The organism is Vibrio sp. vnigr-6D03, assembly GCF_002835515.1.
GTDB lineage: Bacteria > Pseudomonadota > Gammaproteobacteria > Enterobacterales > Vibrionaceae > Vibrio > Vibrio penaeicida.
The window spans coordinates 51,380-75,652 of the sequence record NZ_PIZL01000061.1 but is presented as its reverse complement, the minus strand read 5'-3'; the positions used below and the strand labels follow the sequence as shown (position 1 = coordinate 75,652).

Genomic DNA, 24,273 nt, shown 5'->3' with positions numbered 1-24,273 from the left:
AGCTTAACTGACTGGCATTAGGTCTTGGACCCTATTCTTACCGACAATATGTTCTTGGTAGTTTAGGGGCTAAGCCACCGTTTGTTCATGCAACTTTTTAGGCTCGCCAATGGCTGGTGTCGGTTCTTCATCAGGGATAACATCGGGTAGCCTTTGCTCCATCAACCTCAGAGGACGATAAAGCAAACTCATCACACCCCAGATAACGGCAAAAGCCCCTAACATCGCCAGCAACAATCCAACCCCTCGACCTTCGCTTCCACCGAATACAGACACAGCAAAATGCGCCATGGCGGAGTCACTTGTCATAAACGGTTCCACCACGTTTTCTGCCAGATGACCGATAAGGAAATACGCCAAAGGCATCATCGACCACGACATCATCTGATTGGTGGCGATCACCCGACCTTGCAACTCAAGCCCAACTTTCACTTGAATCAGACATTGCCAGTGCGCATTGACCAACGCCAACGACATTCCGATACCAAAGAACCCAGCCATAAGATAAAACTGATTGGCTTGAATACCCGCAATAATCATCGAGACACCAGTTAGAAGCGTAAAGCCAATCATTCCATGGGCTCGGAGCTTAGTTCCTCCCCATATCCCCATAATTAGACCGCCAGCCAACTGCCCTATTCCATCAAATGCGAGCACCTGGCCAAGTAAATCTGCTTTGCCCACAGACAGCACTAATGGGGTACCGAGTACCATAATGGCGCTGAAAGCAAAGTTGTACACCGCAAAGAAAACCACCATCGCCAGCATCTCTTTACGCTGAAGGATGTATTGCCAACCCTCAACTATTTCCTGAAGTATCGGTAACTCGCGCTTTTTGAACATCCGATTCGGGAAGCGAATGAGAAGCAGCGTGGTGAACGCAACACAGAATGCCGCAATGTCTAAAATCAACACATTTTGCAGCCCAACCTCTAGGAAAAGATACCCACCCGCAAAAACCGCGATCACTTGGCTGGTGGAAGAAGCCAGTTGAGCCAATCCATTCGCTCGACCTAGGTATTTCTTAGGCACTAATTGCGCAATGGTGGCAATGTAGGCTGGTCGTTGAAAAGCTTGCCCGATAGAACTGATGGCGACCACGGTGTAAATTTTCCAAATCTGCAGCTCACCCGTCCACAAGGTAAAGAAAATAAACAAGGTGCCACAGACAGAGATGGCGTCGCTGAGCATGAGAATCAGCCGCCTATCCCACCTATCGACCAATGCCCCTGCAAACGGCAACACCAAGATACCGGGGAGCAATGCAAATACGGAAATGTATGCAAATTCGGTGACGGATCCGGTTTGTATGTAAACCCAAGTACCCAATGCAAACGCCGTCAAACCGGTTCCAAGCATCGACATAAATTGCCCGAAGACGATAACAAAAAACAGCGGTAAGCTTGGTTTCGCCTCCCGATTTTTCCTATTGAACAAATGGCTAAACGAGAGCGTCTCTTTTGGCTCATTATCCGGTTGGCTCAATGCAGAACCATTTACGTTTTCATATTTTTTGTCTTCACCACCTCTTTTATCTTCGTCGTCTTTTGTTGGTGATTCCCATTGTTGAATTTGCGCGGTCAGGATTCGGCTCAACTCATGAGGTTGATGCTTGATAAAGAAATGCCCTGCATCGGGAATCACTTCCATCGACACATCTGGCGAAAAGGTTCGCCAATCTTGGTATCGTTCTTCATAAAATTCAGTGCTTTTGTCTTTGTCTCCGTATATCGACAATATCGGCGCACTGACGACGTAGTCCTCTGGCGATAAGTTCGCAACGGTATAGAAGTCTTCAGCATCACTGACATCCTGTCGCATCGCTGACATCAGGAAATTCAGCTCGTCTTCTTCCAGTGATTCTGAAAAACCGCCTAACGACAAAATCGACTCAAAACGCAAGCGATTGGAAACCAACTTATCAAACGGAATCCATTTCCGAAGTGACTCCAATGCTGCAAAAGGCAACCTTGGGAATGGGAACGTCGCCGCTAAGAACACCCCTTTTACGGGTGATCCCTTTGCTTCCAATCTGCGGGCAATATCCAAGGTAAGCGCCCCGCCAACACAATGACCATAAAGATAAATATCACCTGAAATGCCAGACAGTATCTCTTCGACGCACTGCTCCGCTATGTCATTCATCGGCATCAGCGCTTCCTCTGAGCGCGCGTAGTCATGACCGGGGAAATTCAAAGCATGCAGCGAATAATCATCAGGAAGGCAACCTGATAAAGGTTGATACGCGATGGGGCTTCCGCCGCCATAGGGGATACAAACAAGGTGGCGCTTAGGTTTGGCTTTGCTTTTATTTTGGGATGTGAGGCAATGCAACAGACCGGTTGGTTGGGCATCGGTGTCGGACTCAATGTGCTTAGCGATCTCCGCCACGGTTGGGAAACGGAACAAATCCACTACCGTGACTTTTTTCGGTTCACTGCCGCCTTTATCTGGCTCTAAAGCATGGTCTGCTATCGACCGATCTGCTAAAGAACAAGATTCCAAAGCGCGATTCAGCATACTCACCATTCGAATTGCGGTAATCGAGTTACCACCGATCTGGAAGAAATTGTCGTGAACGCCAACTTTTTCGACATTCAACGCTTGTTGCCAGATATCGGCAAACAAGATCTCCAAACCTGTAGTTGGTGCGACGTACTCTTCTTCTTGGCTCCATACTGGGTCGGGCAGCGCTTTTCTGTCTAGTTTACCGTTAGCACTCAGTGGAATACCGTCGATCAAATTGAAGGTTGATGGCACCATATATTCTGGCAATGCGTCTGACACCACTTGGTGGAGCCTTGCAAACAAGGTTTCGCTGTCGTCGTCTGAAACAATGTAAGCGGCAAGACTCTTAACGCCTTCTCGCTCAACATCAATGACCACAGCATGCTTCACACCCGCTTGCTCCGAGAGCACAGTTTCGATTTCCCCAAGCTCTACGCGGTAGCCCCGCACTTTTACTTGGAAATCCTTGCGTCCCTTGAATTCGATGTAGCCATGTTTATTCCAGCAACCTAAATCACCTGTTCGATATAAATGACCGAGTGTTGGATGGTCAAAGAACTGAGCAGCGGTTTTTTCTGGCTCGTTATAATACCCTTTCGCGACCCCTGCACCGCCAATATGGATTTCTCCTATCGCTCCGGCTGGACAATGACCACCCTGCTCGTTAAGCACCCACATGGTTTGATTTGGCATCGCCAACCCATAAGGAATACTTTGCCAATCAGGGTTAACCGACTGAATGGGATACCAAATTGACCAAATACTCCCTTCCGTTGCACCGCCTAAACTGATGGCTTGCACTGTCGGTATTAGACTCTTAAGTTGCTTCGGAAGTTGAAGTGGGATCCAATCCCCACTCATGAGCACGACTTTCAATGAACAGAGGGTTTGTGGATGTTCGCATTTGGAGCCCCCTGTTCCAGATGCACCAATAGGTAACGCCACCTCTTCCACCAAAAGCTGCACCAATTGAGGCACAGAGTTCCAAATAGTCACTTGATGGGTATCGACAAGTTCGACCCATCGACTTGGGTTTTGCACTTCTGATTGTTCAGGGAAAACAATGGCTGCGCCTGCTGCTAACGTACCGAATAAATCGTAAACAGAAAGATCGAAGCTCAAATCCGATAGCGCCAATACTCGGTCTTGCGGCTGAACGTCGAACGTTCGATTCACCGCTTCGATGGTGTTCATTGCACCATCATGACTGATCACCACCCCTTTCGGTTTTCCCGTGCTGCCAGAGGTGAAAATAATGTACGCCAACTCATCAGGGCTGACATTCGGTAACGCCTCTCGCCACAATCCATTTTCCCAATGCTCTGGGATAGAGGTTTGATACACCGATTCAATGATCGTAGTCTGATAATTTTTTAGCCACTCTTCGCCAGCGTGTAAGTCATGCTGACACTGAGTCATCACAAGGTGCGTTACATCACCCGCTTTCAACACATCATTCAAACGCGATGCTGGCCAAGCCACATTGAGTGGTAAATACGCCGCCCCAATCGACATAATGCCCAACGTAGCCACCAGCTGTGGTTCGCCTTTTTCCGTCAGTACACCAACCAACTCACCTCGTTCTACCCCTGCTTGTTGAAGCTGGTTTGCTAATAACAAACGATGCTCGTGCACCTCTTGATAACTAACGTTCTGGTCACCACAAACGACCGCAAGCGCATTAGGTTGCTTTGCCACTTGCTCATTGAATCCGTCGAGCAAATTTCTTTTAGGGTAATCTTCGTGAGTGTTGTTCCACTGTTCAAAAAGCTGCTCGCGCTCAGCCGGTGAAAGCACATCAATTTGCCCAAGCGCTTGATTCGGATTAGCAGCAAAGCTCTTTAATACCCATGAGTAGACGTCGGCAATTCTTTGAATGGTGTCATAATTGAACAAGCTGGTCGCGAAATTGAAGTTGCCGTAAATGTCTTCTCCGCTGTCATCCAAGTACAAACTCAAGTCAAACTTGGCGGGATTTCTGAGCGAACGCACCTCTTCAAATTGCGCCTGTTTAAACGGCAACGTCTGCTCTTTCAAACGCTGCTCACCAAAACTTTGTAGCGAGAACATCACTTGGAAAATCGGGTGACGTGACATGTCCCGTTCTACTTTTAATGCTTCGACAAGTTGCTCGAAGGGTAAATCTTGATGTGCCTTTGCATCTGCTACCACGTTGTGAACTAAGGTGATGAACGCTTTCACGCTCGACGACAGCGACACATCCGCTCGCATTGGCAATGAATTAACAAAGTAACCAATCAAATTTTGGACTTGCGTGTAATGGCGGTTATCAGAAGGCGTGCCGACGACAATGCTTTTCTGACCAGACAATAGCGCCAGAGTCGCATAAAACCCACTCAGCAATACTGTGTACAAGGTGGTATCTTGCTGACGAGCGAGCTGTCGAAGCTGATCAGAGAGCCCGCTATCGAATGTGAATACTAAATCTTTACCGCTGTAATCGATTGTTGCAGGGCGCGGAGAATCGGTCGGTAAGGCTAGCGTTTCAACGCCATCAAGCTGACGCTGCCAAAACGAAAGCTGTTTCTCTAGGTTTAAGCCCGTTAGTTGCTGACGCTGCCAAAGGGCGTAATCGGCATAACTAACGTCCAATTCAGGCAGCACAGGTGATTTCCCTGTGCTGTAAGCTTGGTACGCCAGCGATAACTCGTTAAGAAAAACATCGGTCGACCAACCATCAAAGGCAATATGATGCCAAATGACCAGCAAGTAATCTTTCTCCAACCCTAGGTAGCGAATCAACCGGATCGGTCGCTCTTGATCCAATTGGAAGGGTCGAGATATTTCGGAATCAAAAATGGTTTTTACTGGCGTATTGGGTGCGATGGATTCCACGTCCATTTGCACGGTGGATGCCAGCAGTTTTACATACGCCTTGTCTTGTTCATCAGTCAGGTATATTGAATTCAATACCGGATGACGCTCGACTATCTTTTGAAAAGACCGTTCCAGCGCCGGCAAATCGACGTCGGCATTGAGCTCAAAGACATAGGGAATATGATACGCATCCGTACCTTGCTCAAACTGCTCTATGAACAACATGCGTTCTTGTGAAAAAGAAAGCTCGGTTTGCGTCTCTGGCATAGAAAGTATCTCTTTATCCCAAAACGCATGCTTAGAGGTGATCTGATTTTGCTGCAATATGCCCAATAATTCTGGCTTTCTTGCTTTGATCTCCCCCAGCAATTCTGAACACGGTTTATCACCGGCAAACGCCAGCTTAATGGCGTCCTCTTCCACCCAAATCGACATGTTGCTGGCTTTGATTCGATTCACTAATTCGTACATAACTAAATACTCATTTCGTTATCTTGCTCATCAAGGAAGCTGACGGTTTGATTTTCTTCAATGTACGCTGCCAACTCGGCGATCGTTTTGGTGGTATAGAGGTTCACTAATTCCAAACGCAGCGAATGACCAAGGTAGCGATTGATCTGGCTAATGACTTTAATGGCGTTAATGGAATTGCCGCCGATTTGGAAGAAGCTGTCGTGAACGCCAACGCGCTCTAACCCCAACACCTGAGACCAGATGTCACACAGTGCAATTTCTAACTCACTTTCTGGGGCGACGTAACCATTGGATTCCACCCATTCCGGTTCAGGCAGCGCTCGGCGGTCGAGCTTGCCGTTTAACGTCAGAGGGATGGCTTCAATCTGGTTGAAGGTAGCGGGCACCATGTAATCTGGTAGATGAGCATTTAAGCTGTGGCGGAGGTCATCCATGCTGAGTGTCTGGTCACTCACAAGGTACGCGGCAAGATACTTGTCGCCTTCTTTTTCTCTGTCGATGACGACAGCTTGCTGTACCCCATCAGCCGCCATAAGTGTGGCTTCAATTTCACCCAGCTCAATCCGGTAACCGCGTATCTTCACTTGGCTGTCATTGCGCCCGATGTATTCCAGTTGACCGTCGTGACGCCAGCGCACCCAGTCTCCGGTTTTGTATAACCGTTCATCCTGCCCTTCAATTGGGCTGTCGATGAACTGCTCCGCTGTTAAGGTATCTCGATTGAGGTAGCCTCTCGCCAGTCCTGTGCCCCCAATGTGCAGCTCACCGGGAACACCGATGGGACACAGTTTTCCATTGCTCGAAAGGACATAGCATCGCTCGTTACTCAGCGGTGTACCGATAATGTGGGCGTTGCCCGATTGGTATCGAGATTGGGTACTCCAAATGCACGCTTCAGTTGGACCGTACACTTGAATGACCTCTTTAAAGCGCTGCGACAAGCTTTGGTAAATCGCTTCCGAGCCACTTTCGCCGCCGACAATAACGGTCACGTGAGACAAATCGAGGGCTTCTGGCAACGCTACTTGCAATACTGACCAGACTGATGGGGTAAGCTGCAATACGTTGGTCTTGCTGGCATGCTCGGATAAGGTTTCCGATGCTTGGTGGATATCCGACAGATGAACTGTTCCACCTGATAAGAGTGGTAAGCCGTATTCCAAGCCAAAGATGTCAAAGGTGTATTGAGTGAGGCTGACTAAGGAAACAGGCTGCGCCTGGACAGACTGATGATATTGATGAATAAAATCGGCGTAAGCCGAATGCGGCATCATCACCCCTTTGGGCTTACCTGTGGTGCCTGAGGTGTAAATGATGTACGCAAGGTCATCACCTGAAACTGTCAGGTTTAGGTTCTCTGATGATTGGGGATACGCGTTGTCTGCCAATACTAGCTCGGGTAACTGCGGCAAATCACTTAACCAACCATCCAGCTGGCTAAGATGCGTTTGCTGAGTCAGTACCAGTGGTGCTGCGGTATCTTCCAAAATAAACTGCGTGCGCTCTTTCGGGTATTCCGGCGATACAGGGACATACGCCCCGCCCGCTTTAAGAACCGCTAAAATGCTCACCACCATGTCTACGCTTCGGTCTAAGTACAAGGCAATCGGTGTGTCTGCCGTCAGTTCACGCTCATAACGAATCACATGCTGTTGGCGAAGAGTGCGCGCGAGCTGGTTGGCTTTTTGGTTCAGCTCTTGATAGGTCAAGTGCTGGTCTTGATGCGTGAGTGCCACTGCATTCGGTGTAGTTTGCACTTGTGCTTCAAACAGTTGATGCCACGTTGGCATGGAGGGCGCTGGCGATTGTGTGGTATTCCAGTCGCGTAATAGCAGCGTTTTTTCAGATTCCGATAGCACATCAATGTCTGCAAGGCATTGTTCAGAATCCGCGACAAAGCTTTTTAATATGTGCTGATAAATCGTCAACACACGCTGCGCAGAAGCATGCTCAAACAGGCTGGTGGCATAATCCAACCCCAACTTTAGAGCATCGTGACCGTCATCCACATGGAAATTCAAATCAAATTTGGCTGGGGCATATAGCCCTTCGTCGCCCAAATCGACCGATTCAAATGGCAATGCGTCTTGGCTCAGCTGCTGGTGACCGAAACTTTGCATGCCAAACATCACTTGAAACAGTGGGTGGCGCGACATATCGCGCTCTACGTTGAGTAAATCAATCAAACGCTCAAACGGCACATCCTGATTCATTTTAGCGTTGGTCATTACTGTGTGAATCTGCTTAAACAGATCGCTCACTGTTCCAGCAAGATCCACTTGAGCCCTTAACACCAGAGACGTTGCAAAGTAACCAATCAAGTCTTGTGTCTGGGGTTGATGGCGATTGTCGGAAGGCGTACCAACAACGATGTCGTCTTGTCCACTCAGCGTTGCCAGTGTCAGATAAAATCCGCTTAGCATAACAACGTAAAGCGTGGTGTCTTGATCTCGTGCTAACGTTTTAAGTTGCTCCGACAACGCGCTATCGAGAGTCAGTGCGACGTTTCTGCCTTGGTAGTTCACTTTTGTTGGTCTTGGATGATCGGTTGGCAGCTCCAACGTCTGACAGCCAGATAACGTATCAGACCAAAATGCCATTTGGCTCTCTAGCCCTTCCCCCTCAAGTTGATGACGTTGCCAAAATGCATAATCACTGTACTGGATTGCCAAGGGTGGTAATACTGGCTGACCTTGCTGTGATGGTCGACCCTGCGTTAACAAAGTTTGATATGCCTGAGATAGCTCACGTAAGAAAATGTCGGTCGACCAGCCATCAAAAGCAATGTGGTGCCACAATATCAGCAGATAGTGTTTACCTTCAGAGGTGAATTGCGACAAACGCATTGGGGCTTCGGTAGACAGATCAAACGGTCGCTCAATCGCTTGAGACAGCTGGGTTTTAAAGTCAGCAAAGTCAGCCGCAGCCTGTTGAGAGATACAAACCTTTTGATCGAGCGGATGCAACGCAAACTGCCCCTCTTCATTCTGCTTGTAAATCGAGTTCAACACTGGATGCCTATCGACAACAGCTTGGAACGCTTGAATCAACACATCCTGCTGGATATCACTGGAAAGCTCGACGGTATAAGGAATGTGATACGCATCTGTGCCTTGTTCAAATTGCTCAATAAACAACATGCGCTCTTGAGCAAAAGACAACGTCGCACTTGTATTTGGCAAAGAGAAAATCTCTGTTTCCCAGAAGTCGTGCTTCGATAAGATGCCATTGCGCCTTAAGATATCCATCAGACCGGGTTTGTTTTCTTTGATTTTCGCAAGCAATACGTCCGATGGTTTCTCTTCACCAAATGCTAATTTGATAGCATCCTCTTGTACCCATACAGACAATTCATTCTCTTTGATTTGATTGATTAGATCTAACATGGCTTAAATACTCATCTCGTTGACTTGCTGGTCTAATAAACCCGAACTCTCTTGGGCTTGCAGATGCTTATGGAGCTCAGCAATGGTTTTTAAATTAAACAAATGGCTCAGCTCGACACGTTGGTGACAAACCGATAATTGGTTGATCTGGCTAATGACTTTAATGGCGTTAATGGAATTGCCGCCTATTTGGAAGAAGCTGTCGTGAACGCCAACGCACTCTAACCCCAACACCTGAGACCAGATGTCGCACAGTGCGATTTCCAGCTCACTTTCTGGGGCGACGTAACCATTGGATTCCACCCATTCCGGCTCGGGCAGCGCTCGACGGTCAAGCTTGCCGTTTAACGTCAGAGGAATGGCTTCAATCTGGTTGAAGGTGGCGGGCACCATGTAATCTGGCAGATGAGCATTTAAGCTGTGGCGGAGGTCATCCATGCTGAGTGTCTGGTCACTCACAAGGTACGCGGCAAGATACTTGTCGCCTTCTTTTTCTCTGTCGATGACGACAGCTTGCTGTACCCCATCAACCGCCATAAGTGTGGCTTCAATTTCACCCAGCTCAATCCGGTAACCACGTATCTTCACTTGGCTGTCATTGCGCCCGATGTATTCCAGTTGACCATCGTGACGCCAGCGTACCCAGTCTCCGGTTTTGTATAACCGCTCATCCTGCCCTTCCATTGGGCTGTCGATGAACTGCTCCGCCGTTAGAGTGTCTCGGTTGAGGTAACCTCTCGCCAGTCCTGCGCCCCCTATGTGCAGCTCACCGGGAACACCGATGGGACACAGCTTTCCATTGCCCGAGAGGACATAGCACCGCTCGTTACTCAGCGGTGTACCGATAATGTGGGCGTTACCCGATTGGTATCGAGATTGGGTACTCCAAATGCACGCTTCAGTTGGGCCGTACACTTGAATGACCTCTTTAAACCGCTGCGACAAGCTTTGGTAAATCGCTTCCGAGCCACTTTCGCCGCCGACAATAACGGTCACATGAGACAAATCGAGAGCTTCTGGCAGTGCCACTTGCAGTACTGACCACACTGATGGAGTAAGCTGCAATACGTTGGTCTTGCTGACATGCTCGGATAAAGTTTCCGATGCTTGGTGGATATCCGACAGGTGAACCGTGCCACCTGATAAGAGTGGTAAGCCGTATTCCAAGCCAAAGATGTCAAAGGTGTATTGAGTGAGGCTGACTAAGGAAACGGGCTGTGCTTCAGCGGACAGGGTTTCAACAGACTGATGATATTGATGAATAAAATCGGCGTAAGCCGAATGCGGCATCATCACCCCTTTGGGCTTACCTGTGGTGCCTGAGGTGTAAATGATGTACGCAAGATCATCACCTGAAACCATCAGGTTTAGGTTCTCTGATGATTGAGGATACGCGTTGTCTACCAATACTAGCTCGGGTAGCTGAGGTAAATCACTTAACCAAGCATCCAGCTGGCTAAGATGCGTTTGCTGAGTAAGTACCAGCGGTGCTGCAGTATCTTCCAAAATAAACTGCGTGCGCTCTTTCGGGTATTCTGGCGATACGGGGACATACGCCCCGCCCGCTTTGAGCACCGCTAAAATGCTCACCACCATGTCGACGCTTCGGTCTAAGTACAAGGCAATCGGTGTATCTGCCGTCAGTTCACGCTCGTAACGAATCACATGTTGTTGGCGCAGAGTATGCGCGAGCTGGTTGGCTTTTTGGTTCAGCTCTTGATAGGTCAAGTGCTGGTCTTGATACGTAAGTGCCACCGCATTCGGTGTAGTTTGCACTTGCGCTTCAAACAGTTGATGCCACGTTGGCAGGGACGGTGCAGGCGATTGTGTGGTATTCCAGTCGTGGATGAGCCTGTTTTGCTCAGTGCTATCAATCACATTGATATGGTGATGGCTTTCGTCGCTCTGATGAGCAACAAACTGCAATATGCTCTCCAATTGCGTCAGTAACCTTTCGACTTGGCTGATTTCCATCAGCGACTGATCAAAACCTAGCTGAATCGACAACGAACCTTCTTTCTCGTAGGCCATCACCGAAAATGGATAGTCCATTTTATCGGACCAACTTCTCGGTGTGCTGTCTGCCGAAAGCCCAGTTGGAGATACATCATCGAGAGATGGGTAGTTTTCAAAAATAAACAAACTTTGGAAAAGGCGCTTGCCGTCTTCTTGCAGATCGGCCAATGCAATCCCACTAAAGCTATTAAGCTCAGCGATACTTCGATGAATGGAAGTAAGTGCTTCGGCAACGGTGAGGGAATCGGTCCAATTGACGGCGAGTGGCAAGGTATTGATGTATAAGCCGACGCTTTCTTCAATCCCATCGATCGGAACATCTCGCCCCGAAACCGTGGTTCCAACAATGGTTTGAACGTCTTGCGTGTAGATTTGAATCAACTTATGCCATGCAAATTGCAGTGCCACGTTGAGTGTTACGTTATGGGATTGGCAGGCAGATTTGAGCTGTTGGTAAGCTTTCCCGCTAATACACTTTGACGCTTGCGCAGGTGTCACAAGCGACCTAACACTATCGAGCTCCTGGGACTCTGGCAGAAATACGCCAAGGTCATTCGGTTGACTCAATGAACTGCGTTTTTCCGACCAATAACGCGTGGTTTTATCACGTTGTGCCATACGGTGTATTTGCACTTTGCCATACACCGACTCTTCCACCACGTTTGGCACCTGCCTTGCACTCAATGAGTCGTAGTATCTGTGAACTGCCTTGAGCAAAATTGGATTGCTCCAGCCGTCGGTAATGCTGTGATGCGCGGTTTGAATTAGTGTAAAAGCACTGTCACTGCGTTTGATTATCGCTACGCGCATCAGGCCAGACACGGTGAGGTCAAAAGGCTTTTCACGCTCTGCGGATTGTAGAGCGATGATGGCTTCATTGTGTTCGTCTTCTGGGAGGTGCGCCAAACTTAAAGAGGTGAATTGGCGTGAGGTGATACCTGCCTCTTTTCCGATCACCTGAACCATTTCCCCTTCCCAGTGAAAAGCGATTCTGAGCGCTGGAAACGCGATGGATGCGAGCTCCCATGCTTTAAAATAACGGTCAACATCAATGGCACGGTCATAATCCACCAGCACTTGAAGGCGATAAGCATCATCTTCAGGTTGGCTGATGTGATGATATACAAACCCTTGCTGCAAACTGCTTGCTGGATAAATAGCCGCTATGCCCGATAGACCATGTTGGCGAGACTGACCAATGTGCTCCAATTGCGATTGGTGCAATCCAGCGCAGCCAAAGTCACTCGCCGTATTCACGCCCCCTCGCTTGGCCGCTTCTAGGCTTTGCTCCAATACTTGATGCAAAGATGTGTCGAACGCATGGCGAAATGCCATGGTCTGAGTTGGCGACAATTGAGAAATGATGTCGAACTGCAGTTGCCCATTAAAGACACCACCATTGATGTTCAGTAAAGCGCTGTCACGGTTACCTTCTCCAATAACATTGCCACTGTCTTCATTCACCACCTCCCACATCGACCCTTTTCCTGTGGAGTCCAATTGCCCTAGGTAGTTAAAGTAAATCTTCGGCAACGCATCATGAGAAAACGTGTGAGAAAACGCACCAAACCCAATGCCTTTATTGGGGACACGGCGCAGAGTTTCTTTGGTTTGAATAATGGTGTGTTCGAGATCGCCTGCCGCCTCTAATCGCAGCGGATAAGCCGTGGTAAACCAGCCTAGTGTGCGAGAAATATCGAGAGCAGGATCGATCGCCTCGCGCCCATGTCCTTCAAGCGTAATGTGATTAACTGACTGCCCCGCAACGGCATTCAGCGCAAGGCTTAACGCGCTCAGAAGCAAATCATTGATTTCGGTGTTATATCCTTGATGCGCCTCGTGCAGCAGCAAATGCGTTTCTTTTAACGGAAACTCGATTCGCGTTGTAGACGTATTTTCAGCAATATCAGCACCACAAGAGTCGCTTTGCGGGGAAGGCAGTGTCTTTGTATCTGATAACACATCGTGCCAATAAGGCAGCTCGGTCACATGGGTTTCCCTATATTGCTCCACTGCATGTACCCATTGGCGATAGCTGCTTCCTTTCTGCGATAGCGTATTGTCAGACAGTAACGTCTCTAAGTCCTCTGCAATGATTCGCCAAGACACCGCATCTATAATCAAGTGGTGAAAAGCAAACCAGAGGCGGGCTTCACCTTCGGGGTAACCTGTTAGATACGCCGCTCGCCATAAGGGGCCATTTTCTATATCGAAATCGCTCTGCCAAGTTGTGAGCTGTTGCGCTACGTCCATTTCTGCCGCCACATTCAACTCATGCACTTCTGATTTTGGTAATTCTTCAGTCCGGCAATAACACTGCTTGATACTGCCTTCGTCAATGTCAAAGCGAATTCTCATGGCATCGTGGTGGGCACTCAACTGGAATAAAGCCGCCTCAAGAGCAGGTTTGGAAATACCAGCGGGTACACGTAGCGTAAAGGCTTGATTCCAATGGTCTGGGTTTGCCAGCGCTTTGTTGAAAAACCACGTCTGTATAGGCAATAGAGAGAATTCACCTTCCAGCTCTCCTTGCTCAGTATTGAGCGTTTGCTGAGGTTTATTGTCCGCCAATACCAGCGCCAATTGCTTAACCGTTGGCGCATCAAACATGTCTTTCACTTGAATATGAAAACCCGCTTTACGGATTTTAGAGACAAGTTGAATGGCGATGATGCTATCGCCACCAATACGGAAAAAGTTGTCGTTCACACCGATACTTTCAATGCCTAAAACTTGCTTCCAAATGCTGCAAAGTTCCAGTTCTATGTCGCTATCAGGCGCGACATAATTATTTTTATCGATGAGTTCAGGTTCTGGAAGCGCATTGCGATCCAGCTTTCCACTGCTCGACAATGGAAAGTCTTTCATCGGAACGAACGCCACTGGCACCATATATTCGGGTAGGCGAAGTGCCAAATAGTCGCTCAATTCTCCGTATGTCAGCGCTTGATGGCCGATATCAGGTGAATTGGTATGGGGATGTTGAGCAGATGAGCTAAGGTGTGAATCAACATCATGCAATGCATGGCTTGAGACATTCACGGCGTCTTCACTGAAGAACAAATGTAAGGCGCCCGCTTGCTCAGATTCCGTTGCCAGCAATACTTGTAATGTTAACCCTTGCTGCTCCGCCATTAGATGTAAAGCTTCAATGGAAAGCGCGTCTTCGGCAGAGAAAGATCGTTCCGTTGACGGGTTCCCCATCACGCATTGCTGTACGTCCCAGACTCGCGTATCTGGATAATGCTTTATCCAAACTCCACGTTCAGACGAAGCCAATAAACTTGGCAAATCGAGTTCATTTGAATACTCAACCGAGTCAAATTCACTTAATTCAATAGAATTGTTATTGGCGGCTTCGACGCCCTCTGTGCCGTTTTTCTTAATTTGAACAATGACATCGTATCGAAAGCGATTCATTTCGTGATCGGCAAATCCGCGTTTAGGAAGCACTTGAACCGCATCCACCGCTGGGTGCTGCATCAATGCGAGAAAGTAAGTGGGAGAAATCGCGAGTTCTGTTTCTTTCGATGCTAACCAAGTCGCCTGTTTGACTAACTGAGCGATGGCTTTCTCCGGATTCCGATGAGCAAGAATGGAAAGATGGAAAGCCCTTAGTAACCGTTGATCTCTTATATCACCAAAGAATAGGTTGCCTTCCCCCTCAATGCTTTCAATGGCTTGTTCGATCACTTTGTCGAGGTAGCCAGCATTAGGAAAATATTGAGAAACCGAATTCATCACCACTGTATCAACACATTGCTCTAACGCGGCATTAGCCACCTCGTTAGCTGGGCAAGTGACAAATTCAGATTTATGCTCATATCCCAACACTTTTGCCGAAGAAGACAAACGATTCATCGCATTTGATGAAAAATCGGTAGCTATATAGTGGGTGCAAGACGGCAATAACGGATAGAAAATCAAACCCGATCCCGAGCCAATTTCTAATACGGAATGAGGGCTTAACCCTTGAATACGAGCGACCGTAGCATCGACCCATTCTTTCATTTCTTCCGGTGGGATAGGCAATTGCGTAAACGAGCTTTTCCAGCCTCGGATATCGAACTGATTAATGGCCTGGTTATCCTCTTTGTATTCCGCTTCATAAACGCTCTTCCAAAGCGCCACGCCTTCCTGCTCCTGATTGGAAGAAGAGGTAGGAGCGTGTTCCACGTAATACCCTACTAGCGCCTTTTCACCCGCGCCCTCAACGGTATGAACGCACGATGCTTTGATTCTTGGGTGCGCTTGCATCGCCGCTTCAATTTCTTCTAACTCGATACGGTAGCCGCGCACTTTGACTTGGAAATCGTTTCTTCCCAAATACTCGATGTTTCCATTCGGCTGACGTCTGACTAAATCACCGGTTTTGTAAAGCTTGTTTAGACCTTGCGCTATCTCTTCTTTGGTCGCAAATGGGTTATCGACAAAACGTTCTTTCGTAAGGTTTGGCTGGTTCAAATACCCCTGTGTAACGGCAATACCACCGATATACAGCTCACCGGGTAGCCCTTCGGGGCATAACTGAAGATGCTCAGAATGGGGGTCCATGATCAATAAACGCACATTTTGAATGGGTCGGCCAATGGGCACGGTTTCCGTTTCATTCAGTAAGCAATCGTACACACTGACTTCTATCGAGGCTTCCGTTGGGCCGTATTGGTTATGCAAGGTTGCGCCATGCTGATTAATCGCATTGAACAGCCTAATGTGCTCGGGAGTTAATGCCTCCCCACTGCAAAAAACACGACGCACTGAACTCGGTATTGATTGGTTAGCGTGAGACAGAAAGTGGCTAAAGCCTGTTAGCATGGGAGGTACAAAGTGAGTAACCGTCACCCGATTTTGCGTCATGATGTGATGCAGCTGCTCCGGTGATTGATGCGCTTTTGGCGGCGCCATCACAATCGCTGCGCCTGTCCAGTTCGCCCAAAGCAGTTCCCACACCGATACGTCAAACGTGTACGGCGTCTTTTGCAACACTCTGTCGTTGGCACTCAACGGAAATTGGTTTTGCAGCGCTTCCAAACGATTGACCACGCCCTTATGCGGCACCATTACCCCTTTTGGCTGACCCGTTGTGCCTGAGGTATAGATGATGTAAGCCATATCCGAGCTACTGACATCCGCGTTTACGTTTTCATAGTTTTCGTTTGTGCGATCGCTACCTTCATCTATAGAGACACTTTCAGCAGGTAAATCCTTGTAGACACCGAGTAGATCGTTTTGCCACCTTTCTTGCGTTAGGATCAGCTGCGCTTGGGTATCTTCCAAAATGTAACGCGTACGCTGCGTAGGATTATCGGTGGCAATGGGTACGTAAGCACCACCGGATTTCATCACAGCCAAAATCGCGATAACCATTTCTAAGCTGCGGTCTAGATACAAGGCGACAGGGGTATTAGCCGCAAGTTGAGTTTGATTTCTGTTTAAGTGATACATTCGAATTTTATGGGCTAGCTGATTCGCTCGCTGATTCAATTCTCGGTAAGTGAGCGAATGTTGCTCAAAAATCAGTGCGGTATTGTCAGGGGTTTCCTTCGCCTGTTCTTCAAATTTTCCATGCAATGTTTTGTGTTCAGAATAAGTGCGCTGGGTGCCATTCCATCGGTGGTAAACATCGCTTAATTCCATCGGAGGTATCAGGGATATCTCCCCAATCGGCAACGCCTCTTCCATATGGCTTTGCAGTATTCGTTCAAATATCGTGGCGAACTGTGCCACCGTGGATTCATTAAACAGCGACGGTTTATAGTTAAATGACACGCGTATTGAATCGCCTTCATCGCGACATACTAAGCTCAAATCGTAACGGTTTTGATCGTTCCCTAAACGCGCTTCACCATAGGGCTCCCAGCCTTCTACATTGTGTTGGCTTCCTAGCTGGCTTTTATGCTCTCGAAGCAGAAACAGCGTTCTTGCAACCTGCCCATCTTGACTGGCTTTCACCATGCCAAGCTCTCGGTTAATTTGCCCCAGAGACAGCTCGCTGTGGTCTATTGCCTCAATCACACATTGCTGAACGGACTGCTTCACGCTTGAAAAGGTATCGTTTTGGTTCAAGCGAACTCGCAGTAATGCCTCTCTGGCAAATAGCCCGATAAGGTGCTCTAGCTCGGAGCGATTCCGGTTAGTGAACGCTGAGGCTATGGCAACGTCAGTTTGACCCGTTATTCGGTGCAGCAAGACACCATAAGTCGCCAGCAATAGGGAATACAGCGATGTACCAGTCTGTGTACACTCGTCCTTTAACCAGCGAGTCAAACGGGTAGGTAAAACGTGTTCATATTGAGTCACGGACACATCGTTGTGGATGCCTGGCGTGCGGTCGTAAGGTAACGCTAAATCGACGTCGCAACCCGCCAGTTGCGTTTTCCAGTAATCAAGATGAGACGCTCGCTTGGCTTTCTGTGATTCTTGCTGCATCCAGTGAGCGTAGTCTGCCGGTTGAACTGGAAGTGCAGGTAAGATTTTACTTGTCTCTTCAGGTTGCTGTTCGCTGTTTGAATACAAATAAAAGTGGAAGAAATCACGCTCGAAATGCGCAATGGAGCCACCATCAAAGATAAGGTGAGAGAAAACAAACACTACTTTGCTTTCAGTATCGCTGCATCGGATGATGTGCACGCGAAACATAGGACCGGTGTTGACGTTAAACGCTTCTGCAATATCTTGCTGAATCACCTCATCCAGCGATAGAGCTACGACCTCTTGGTTATGATCAGATAAATTCGTTTCGCGGATTTCATATTGTACATTGGGCAATATTCGCTGCTTTAATTGCCCTTCTTCGTTCACAAATACGGTTCGTAGGCTTTCATGCCGCTGTATTAAGCATGACATGGCACGGCGAAGCTTGGCGACGTCAAAATGTTCTTTGGAAGAAGAATGTTCAACGGAATACATACAGGGGATGTTGCTGGTAGAAGTGGCATTATGCAGGCTTTCAAGTACCCACATATCTTGCTGTAATTCAGAAACCGGAAATGTGTTATCACTACCTTGTCGGTTTAATGCTTCTATGCCATTTCCTGTGCGGCGCTTACGCTGCGCGAGCAACTTTTCCCGTTGCTTTTGGGAAAGCGAAAGCCTTCCCTTTCTTTCACCGTTCATATTCTGCCTACTGTGTTTGCTTCGTTGTATTTATTCTCTAGATGCTTGGGTATAGCGTTACTCTTCCGATGCCATTAATGCTTCGATTTCCTCTTCACTCATCTCTGAGATGATCAAATCTTCAATCAAGCGCGATAGCGACTGAACGGTATTCCCCCGTGTAATGAAGTCTGAAAAGGTCACTTCGATGCCCAGTTCAGCCTCAATCCCACTCAATAGCTGAATGGCAAGCACCGATGTTCCGCCCAAGTCCATAAAGCGCTGGGTGCAGCAAAGTTGGGGACGAGCCAATACTTCGCACCAAATACGATGGATTTCTTCTTCAATGTCGGTTTCTGGTAAGGCGGGCTCTTGCGAAATAGAGGGTTGAGAAATAGAGGATTGCGAAATGACTGCTTGCGAAACACCAGCCGAAACTGCACTTGGTGCCAATTGCGCTAATGCTTGGCGGTCGACTTTGCCATTTTCTGTCATGGGCAATGACTCTACATGCTCAATATGCGCAGGGATCATGTAGCTGGGTAACGAGCAGGAAAGCCGATGCCGAAGGGAATTAGCGTCAAAAGCAGAGCTGACGACAAACGCAGCCAACTGCCCTTGGTAAGACTGTGACGACAACACCACAACACCTACCTGCTGCACATTTGATTGGGCAAGTATGTGACTTTCGATATCACCAAGTTCGACTCGATGACCACTAATTTTCACCTGATGGTCGATTCTGCCAAGACACTGATATGACCCGTCTGGGTTGGCTCTCCCTAAATCTCCTGTTTTGTATACCTTGCCTTGTGCTGACGGATGATCGATAAAGCGTTGCACCGTCAATTCAGTACGGTTCCAATACCCTGCGGTGACCCCCTCCCCTGAGATGCAGATTTCACCCACATTGCCTTGAGGCAATTCTGTGTTGTTGTCATCCAGAATGAGGATCTGAGTATTTAGGATGGGATGACCAATATCGATTTGGTCTTTGTGCGTCACATCTTGTACGGTCGACCAAACCGTGGTTTCGGTTGGTCCGTACATATTGAAAATACGCGCTTGGGTGACCGACTGGAGTTTTCTAAGCAGAGTAACAGGGAATGCTTCACCGCCAACCAATAAGGTACTAAGCCCCGCTAAAGCCGCTTGAATACGAGGTTCATCCATCATGACACTGAGATGAGAAGGGGTGATTTGAAGGACATCTACGTCAGAAAGCGCTTCGGAAAGCCGAGAAATGGATTTGCGCTCATCGTCCGAAATCAAATGAACGGTCAGCCCCTGCAACAGTGCAACCAGAGATTCCAAAACAAAGATGTCGAAACACACCGTTGTTAGAGACGCCATACTACGCAGTTCACTTAAACCAAGGCATTCTTGCATCCCTGCATTAAAATTTGCCACATTACCGTGAGTGACACACACGCCTTTGGGTTTTCCCGTCGAGCCTGACGTGTAAATGAGGTACGCCAAATCGGTTGCTGCGCCTTGGTGACATTCAAACCTTGGATGGAGTGCCAAAGAATTCGCCATCAATGCAACGTCCACTGACAATTTACTTTGTATGGTTCCGAGCATTTTGGTTCCGCTGTCATCGGCGATAACCAAGCGACACATGCTGTCGTTTAGCATGTGTTCTACCCTTGATGATGGGTAATTCAAATCTACAGGTAAATAAGCCGCACCCACCTTAAGCACTGCTAATATGGACACGAGAATGTCTTCTGAGCGCTCCAAAAGAATGGCTACTATGTCGCCTTCTTTTACCTGCTTATCTACCAAAAGGTTGGCAAGTCTATTGGCTCTTGAATTTAGTTCATTAAAGCTGACTTCTTTATTTTTAAAAACGATTGCGCACTTATCACCAGATAAACGAAATCGTTCTTCAAATAAATATTGAAGGCTTACGCCTTGATCAATATCATTTTTCATACTCATTCCATGTAACCTTATTAATTACAGAGCGTATATTTTTATGTGCGACAGAAATACAATATTAAAAATGAATCACTCGTGACTCTTTTGTTTTAACCGACGCATGAGTAGCGCTTTTTTATTAATGCTGGTCTTTGGCTTTGTCTCGTTGGATTTATCTGAGATTTCTGCAACCATGCTGCTAGGGTGAGGTATAAATCCACCACCGGATTCCAGCAATTTCTGTACTCGCTGATGAATCGCTTCGAAAGGCTGATCTTGAGACGTTAACTCCGTTAATGATTGGCAATGCTCTAACACGCTTTTTGAGCCTAACTCCTCCATTGCTTTCATAAGATGGACCGTCGTCCATTCAGCTTGGGGCAAAAAACGGGCGACTTGCTGGGCTTCTAACCTCCTTGCATTATCAGGACCGTCCGTCATATGAGCCATCACCAGTTGTGGCACGCCAGCTCTCACACATTGCGCACTAGAGCCAATTCCACCGTGATGTATCACTAGCGAACAACGTGAAAAAACACGCTCAAATGGAAGCTTTCTCGCTCGAATAACGTGCTTAGGCAACTCGCTAGGCAGCATATGGTCATGTTCCGTCACGACAATGGCGGGACGATTGGCTTGCGCACAAGCGTCGATGGCGGTTTTGTATAAATCTTTTGAAACGAGTTGGCTTGTGCCACCAGTGATCAGCACGGGATTAGGGTTCGCGAGAAAAAAGCGCTCGATCGCTTCAGGCAAAAGGTCGTGAGATTTCTCTATACCCGTCGATTTCTCAGTAGTTAAAGGAAAGCCCACATGCGATATTTCCAACTTAGAATCAAAGACTTCGTTTGAGAACCAACTAGGCCAAAAGCCTAAATTGTGTACGCTGGAAAATTGGTAATCCTGCCAAGTTGTTCGCCCTTCAAGCTGGAGAAGTGCTCTAAAATCATTCACTTCTTTGTCTAGTGTTGCTTTAAACGCCTGATTGATCAGCGCCATATAGCTCAAGTTGCTAGGCGCGAGATAAACGCTAATAAAGGGCAATTGGCGCACTTCGGAAAGGTGCATGGCAGCAATGCTGGATCGGCAACGTCCAATGAGTATGGTCTCGGGTTCGTTTGCGTATTGGGCGAGGATATTGAATTCTTTTAATCGCTTTTCTGGGCTGAGGTATTGCTGCCTGAAATGCTGGAACTGGTCTGGTTGAGAAAAAGGCTGGAGGAAATTAGGCAAGTATTCTTGGAGCTCATGATACGAATCTTCATCTTCCCAAGATGTAAAATTCACCCCAGCATCTTCTGCCCATTGTTGGTATCCATAATGGCTAAAAATACGGACTGAGTGCCCCTGTTCTTTCAAATATTCAGCTAACCGGATAAAAGGAATGACATCCCCACCTACCCAATGAGTCGATATTAATATATTCGCCATATGATGATACCAGCCAGTATTAAATATTATTGAAACTAATAGCTAAGTATTAATTTGATTTATTTTTTACTGCGAAAAATATCATCAATAGAATTTTTGTTACATTAATATTGGATAAATTTTAGACTCAGTTAACAATTATAAATCGCGCTAAAATATATTTATCTAATTTGAGATTTATCTACTGACTTATATTGAATAAAAAGGTAATTAAATAAATAACAGAGATTGAGATCAATATTTAAAAATAAATATTAATGTAATTATAGTTTAATTGACTTAGGTTATTTTATTGTGATTTTTTACTAACAAATAAAACAATAAAACACCTTCTTTCGATGATTTTTAATCTAGGCGTTTGAATATAGCTCTCTATCACCCAGCCAGCGGTCGATGATTGCTTGAGCGTTGTTTGGATATTGCTCATGCAGATGCCTTGCAATACGTTGAACCTCCGGAATCAGCTTTTGATCTCGCACCAAATCAGCAATTTTAAAATCCGCTAAACCGGTTTGTTTGGTGCCAAGCAGTTCACCTGGTCCTCTAATTTCTAAATCTTTCTGTGCAATCACAAACCCATCATTACTTTCACGCAATACACCTAAACGCTTCTGGGCTGTTTTAGAAAGAGGAGAATGGTAAAGCAGGACACAATGACTTGCGACCGATCCTCGCCCTACTCGACCGCGAAGTTGGTGAAGCTGAGCCAAACCCAATCGCTCTGGGTTTTCTATGATCATCAAACTGGAGTTAGGAACATCCACCCCCACTTCAATAACCGTGGTCGCCACCAGCAAATGCAGTTCGTTGTTCTTAAACTGAGCCATGATTTGCTGTTTTTCAGCAGGCTTCATGCGCCCGTGTACCAAACCAATGTTCAACTCAGGTAGTTGAAGTTTAAGCTCCTCTGCCGTATCAGCGGCAGCTTGGGCTTCTAGCACTTCTGATTCATCTATCAGAGTACACACCCAATACGCTTGTTTCCCTTCTAGGCACGCATTTCGAACTCTGTCGACAATGTCCTTTCGACGCGTATCCGGAATCGCGACCGTTTGAATCGGCGTTCTTCCTGGCGGCAGCTCATCAATCACCGAGGTTTCTAAATCGGCATATGCCGTCATTGCGAGTGTACGGGGAATGGGGGTGGCAGTCATGATCAACTGATGCGGGTAATAGCCTTGCTTGGTTCCCTTTTCACGTAGCTCTAACCTTTGATGAACACCAAAACGGTGCTGCTCATCAATGATGACCAAAGAGAGATCTTTAAATTCTACGTGCTCTTGAAATAGTGCATGGGTTCCGACCACCATTTGCGCATCGCCACTGGCAATATCCGCTAATTCCTTTTCTTTGGCTTTGCCTTTCAGCTTGCCGGCCAGCCAGCCAACTTTGATGGGCTTACCATTGAATTCGATTTTCTCGAACCACTCGGTAAAGTTGATTGCATGCTGCTCTGCCAACAGCTCAGTGGGCGCCATTAATGCCACTTGATGACCGTGTTCCAGCGCTCGTACTGCCGCCAAGGCTGCCACCAGCGTTTTTCCGGATCCTACATCGCCTTGTACCAATCGCATCATTGGATGCGGCTTTTCCAAGTCTTGCTCAATCTCGTTAACCACCCTTTGCTGTGCGCCGGTTGGGGTGAATGGCAACAAATCCAGCAATTGCTGTTTCAGCTGATTCACTGCGGGTAAAGGCAGTGCTGCGTCTATTTGTGTTTTACTGCGCACAGCAAGCATGGATAGATTCTGCGCCAGTAATTCTTCTAAAATCAATCGTCTTTGTGCTGGGTGCTCGCCGGCATCAAACGCTTCTAAATCAATTGAAGGAGAAGGTCGATGGATAATGTGAAGTGCTTGCCCCATGGTCATCTGATTGTTATAGAGCCCACTTGGCAGCAATTCAGTAACCGACGCTTTATCTAATAGTTCTAACGCTTGATCGGTCAAGTTACGCAGGGTGATTTGCCTGAGCCCTTCCGTCGTTGGGTAAACTGGGGTTAATGTCGGTTCGGTTTCCGCTTTTTGGTCTGGAGCATAAAAAGTGTAATCAGGATGGATGATCTCCAACCCATGACCGCCACGCTTTATCTCTCCATAAGCATGAACCAATTTTCCGTTGGAGAAGTTATTCTTCATGGCCGCGGTAAAATTAAAAAACCTTAAGGTAACCGTACCATTACCGTCGCTGATCTTTACCGTCAGCATTTTGCGACGTCCAAAAATGGTGTCTACGCCCATCACTTTTCCTTGCACCGCCGCCCATAACCCCGGGTGAACCTTCGCCATAGGATAAACACGGGTGCGGTCTTCATAACGGTAAGGCAGATGAAACAAGAGATCCTGAACGGTGTTCAGCCCGACTTTGGCTAACTTTTCTGCCACTTTTGCGCCGACACCAGATAGCTCTGTAAGTGGAATGGCAGACAGGAGTTGCGACATAAAAAGGTCTCTCTTGATTCTAGAAAAGTGAATGTGGATTCAGAGAGTTAGTTTGACGCCCATTTGAAAGATCTTCAAGAGCAAGGCAAGGAATCAGAAGCATAAACGAAAAACCCCGCAATCGCGGGGCTAATGTACGTATAGAGAATGCTCTTTTTGGA

General features: G+C 47.4%; 6 protein-coding genes. All 6 read right to left on the bottom strand.

Annotation, left to right across the window (positions count from 1 at the left end):
• Window positions 1-69: 69 nt before the first annotated feature.
• A complete protein-coding gene (locus tag CW749_RS27600; protein WP_101115682.1) occupies window positions 70-5,817 on the bottom strand; it encodes a non-ribosomal peptide synthetase in 5,748 nt (1,915 codons plus the stop codon).
• A gap of 2 nt (window positions 5,818-5,819) precedes the next feature.
• Window positions 5,820-9,206 carry a non-ribosomal peptide synthetase gene (locus CW749_RS27595; protein WP_101115681.1) on the bottom strand — a complete coding sequence of 1,129 codons (3,387 nt, stop codon included), beginning with the start codon at window positions 9,204-9,206 and terminating at the stop codon, window positions 5,820-5,822.
• Between the two features lie 3 nt (window positions 9,207-9,209).
• A complete protein-coding gene (locus tag CW749_RS27590) occupies window positions 9,210-18,338 on the bottom strand; it encodes a non-ribosomal peptide synthetase (RefSeq protein ID WP_101115680.1) in 9,129 nt (3,042 codons plus the stop codon).
• A 57-nt stretch (window positions 18,339-18,395) separates the two neighbouring features.
• Complete coding sequence (locus CW749_RS27585; protein ID WP_180958511.1) at window positions 18,396-20,255, bottom strand: non-ribosomal peptide synthetase; 1,860 nt, start codon at window positions 20,253-20,255, stop codon at window positions 18,396-18,398.
• 75 nt (window positions 20,256-20,330) lie between these two features.
• On the bottom strand, window positions 20,331-21,671 hold the full coding sequence (locus tag CW749_RS27580; protein ID WP_101115678.1) for a nucleotide disphospho-sugar-binding domain-containing protein: 1,341 nt from the start codon (window positions 21,669-21,671) through the stop codon (window positions 20,331-20,333).
• A gap of 350 nt (window positions 21,672-22,021) precedes the next feature.
• Entirely contained in the window at window positions 22,022-24,112 is a 2,091-nt protein-coding gene (gene recG / locus CW749_RS27575; protein WP_101115677.1) for an ATP-dependent DNA helicase RecG, read from the bottom strand.
• Window positions 24,113-24,273: the final 161 nt, after the last annotated feature.

Bases quoted from the DNA above. Each gene is read 5' to 3' on its own strand.
- CW749_RS27600 (WP_101115682.1), bottom strand. From the start codon at position 5,817: ATGTACGAATTAGTGAATCGAATCAAAGCCAGCAACATGTCGATTTGG.
- CW749_RS27595 (WP_101115681.1), bottom strand. From the start codon at position 9,206: ATGTTAGATCTAATCAATCAAATCAAAGAGAATGAATTGTCTGTATGG.
- CW749_RS27590 (WP_101115680.1), bottom strand. From the start codon at position 18,338: ATGAACGGTGAAAGAAAGGGAAGGCTTTCGCTTTCCCAAAAGCAACGG.
- CW749_RS27585 (WP_180958511.1), bottom strand. From the start codon at position 20,255: ATGAAAAATGATATTGATCAAGGCGTAAGCCTTCAATATTTATTTGAA.
- CW749_RS27580 (WP_101115678.1), bottom strand. From the start codon at position 21,671: ATGGCGAATATATTAATATCGACTCATTGGGTAGGTGGGGATGTCATT.
- recG (WP_101115677.1), bottom strand. From the start codon at position 24,112: ATGTCGCAACTCCTGTCTGCCATTCCACTTACAGAGCTATCTGGTGTC.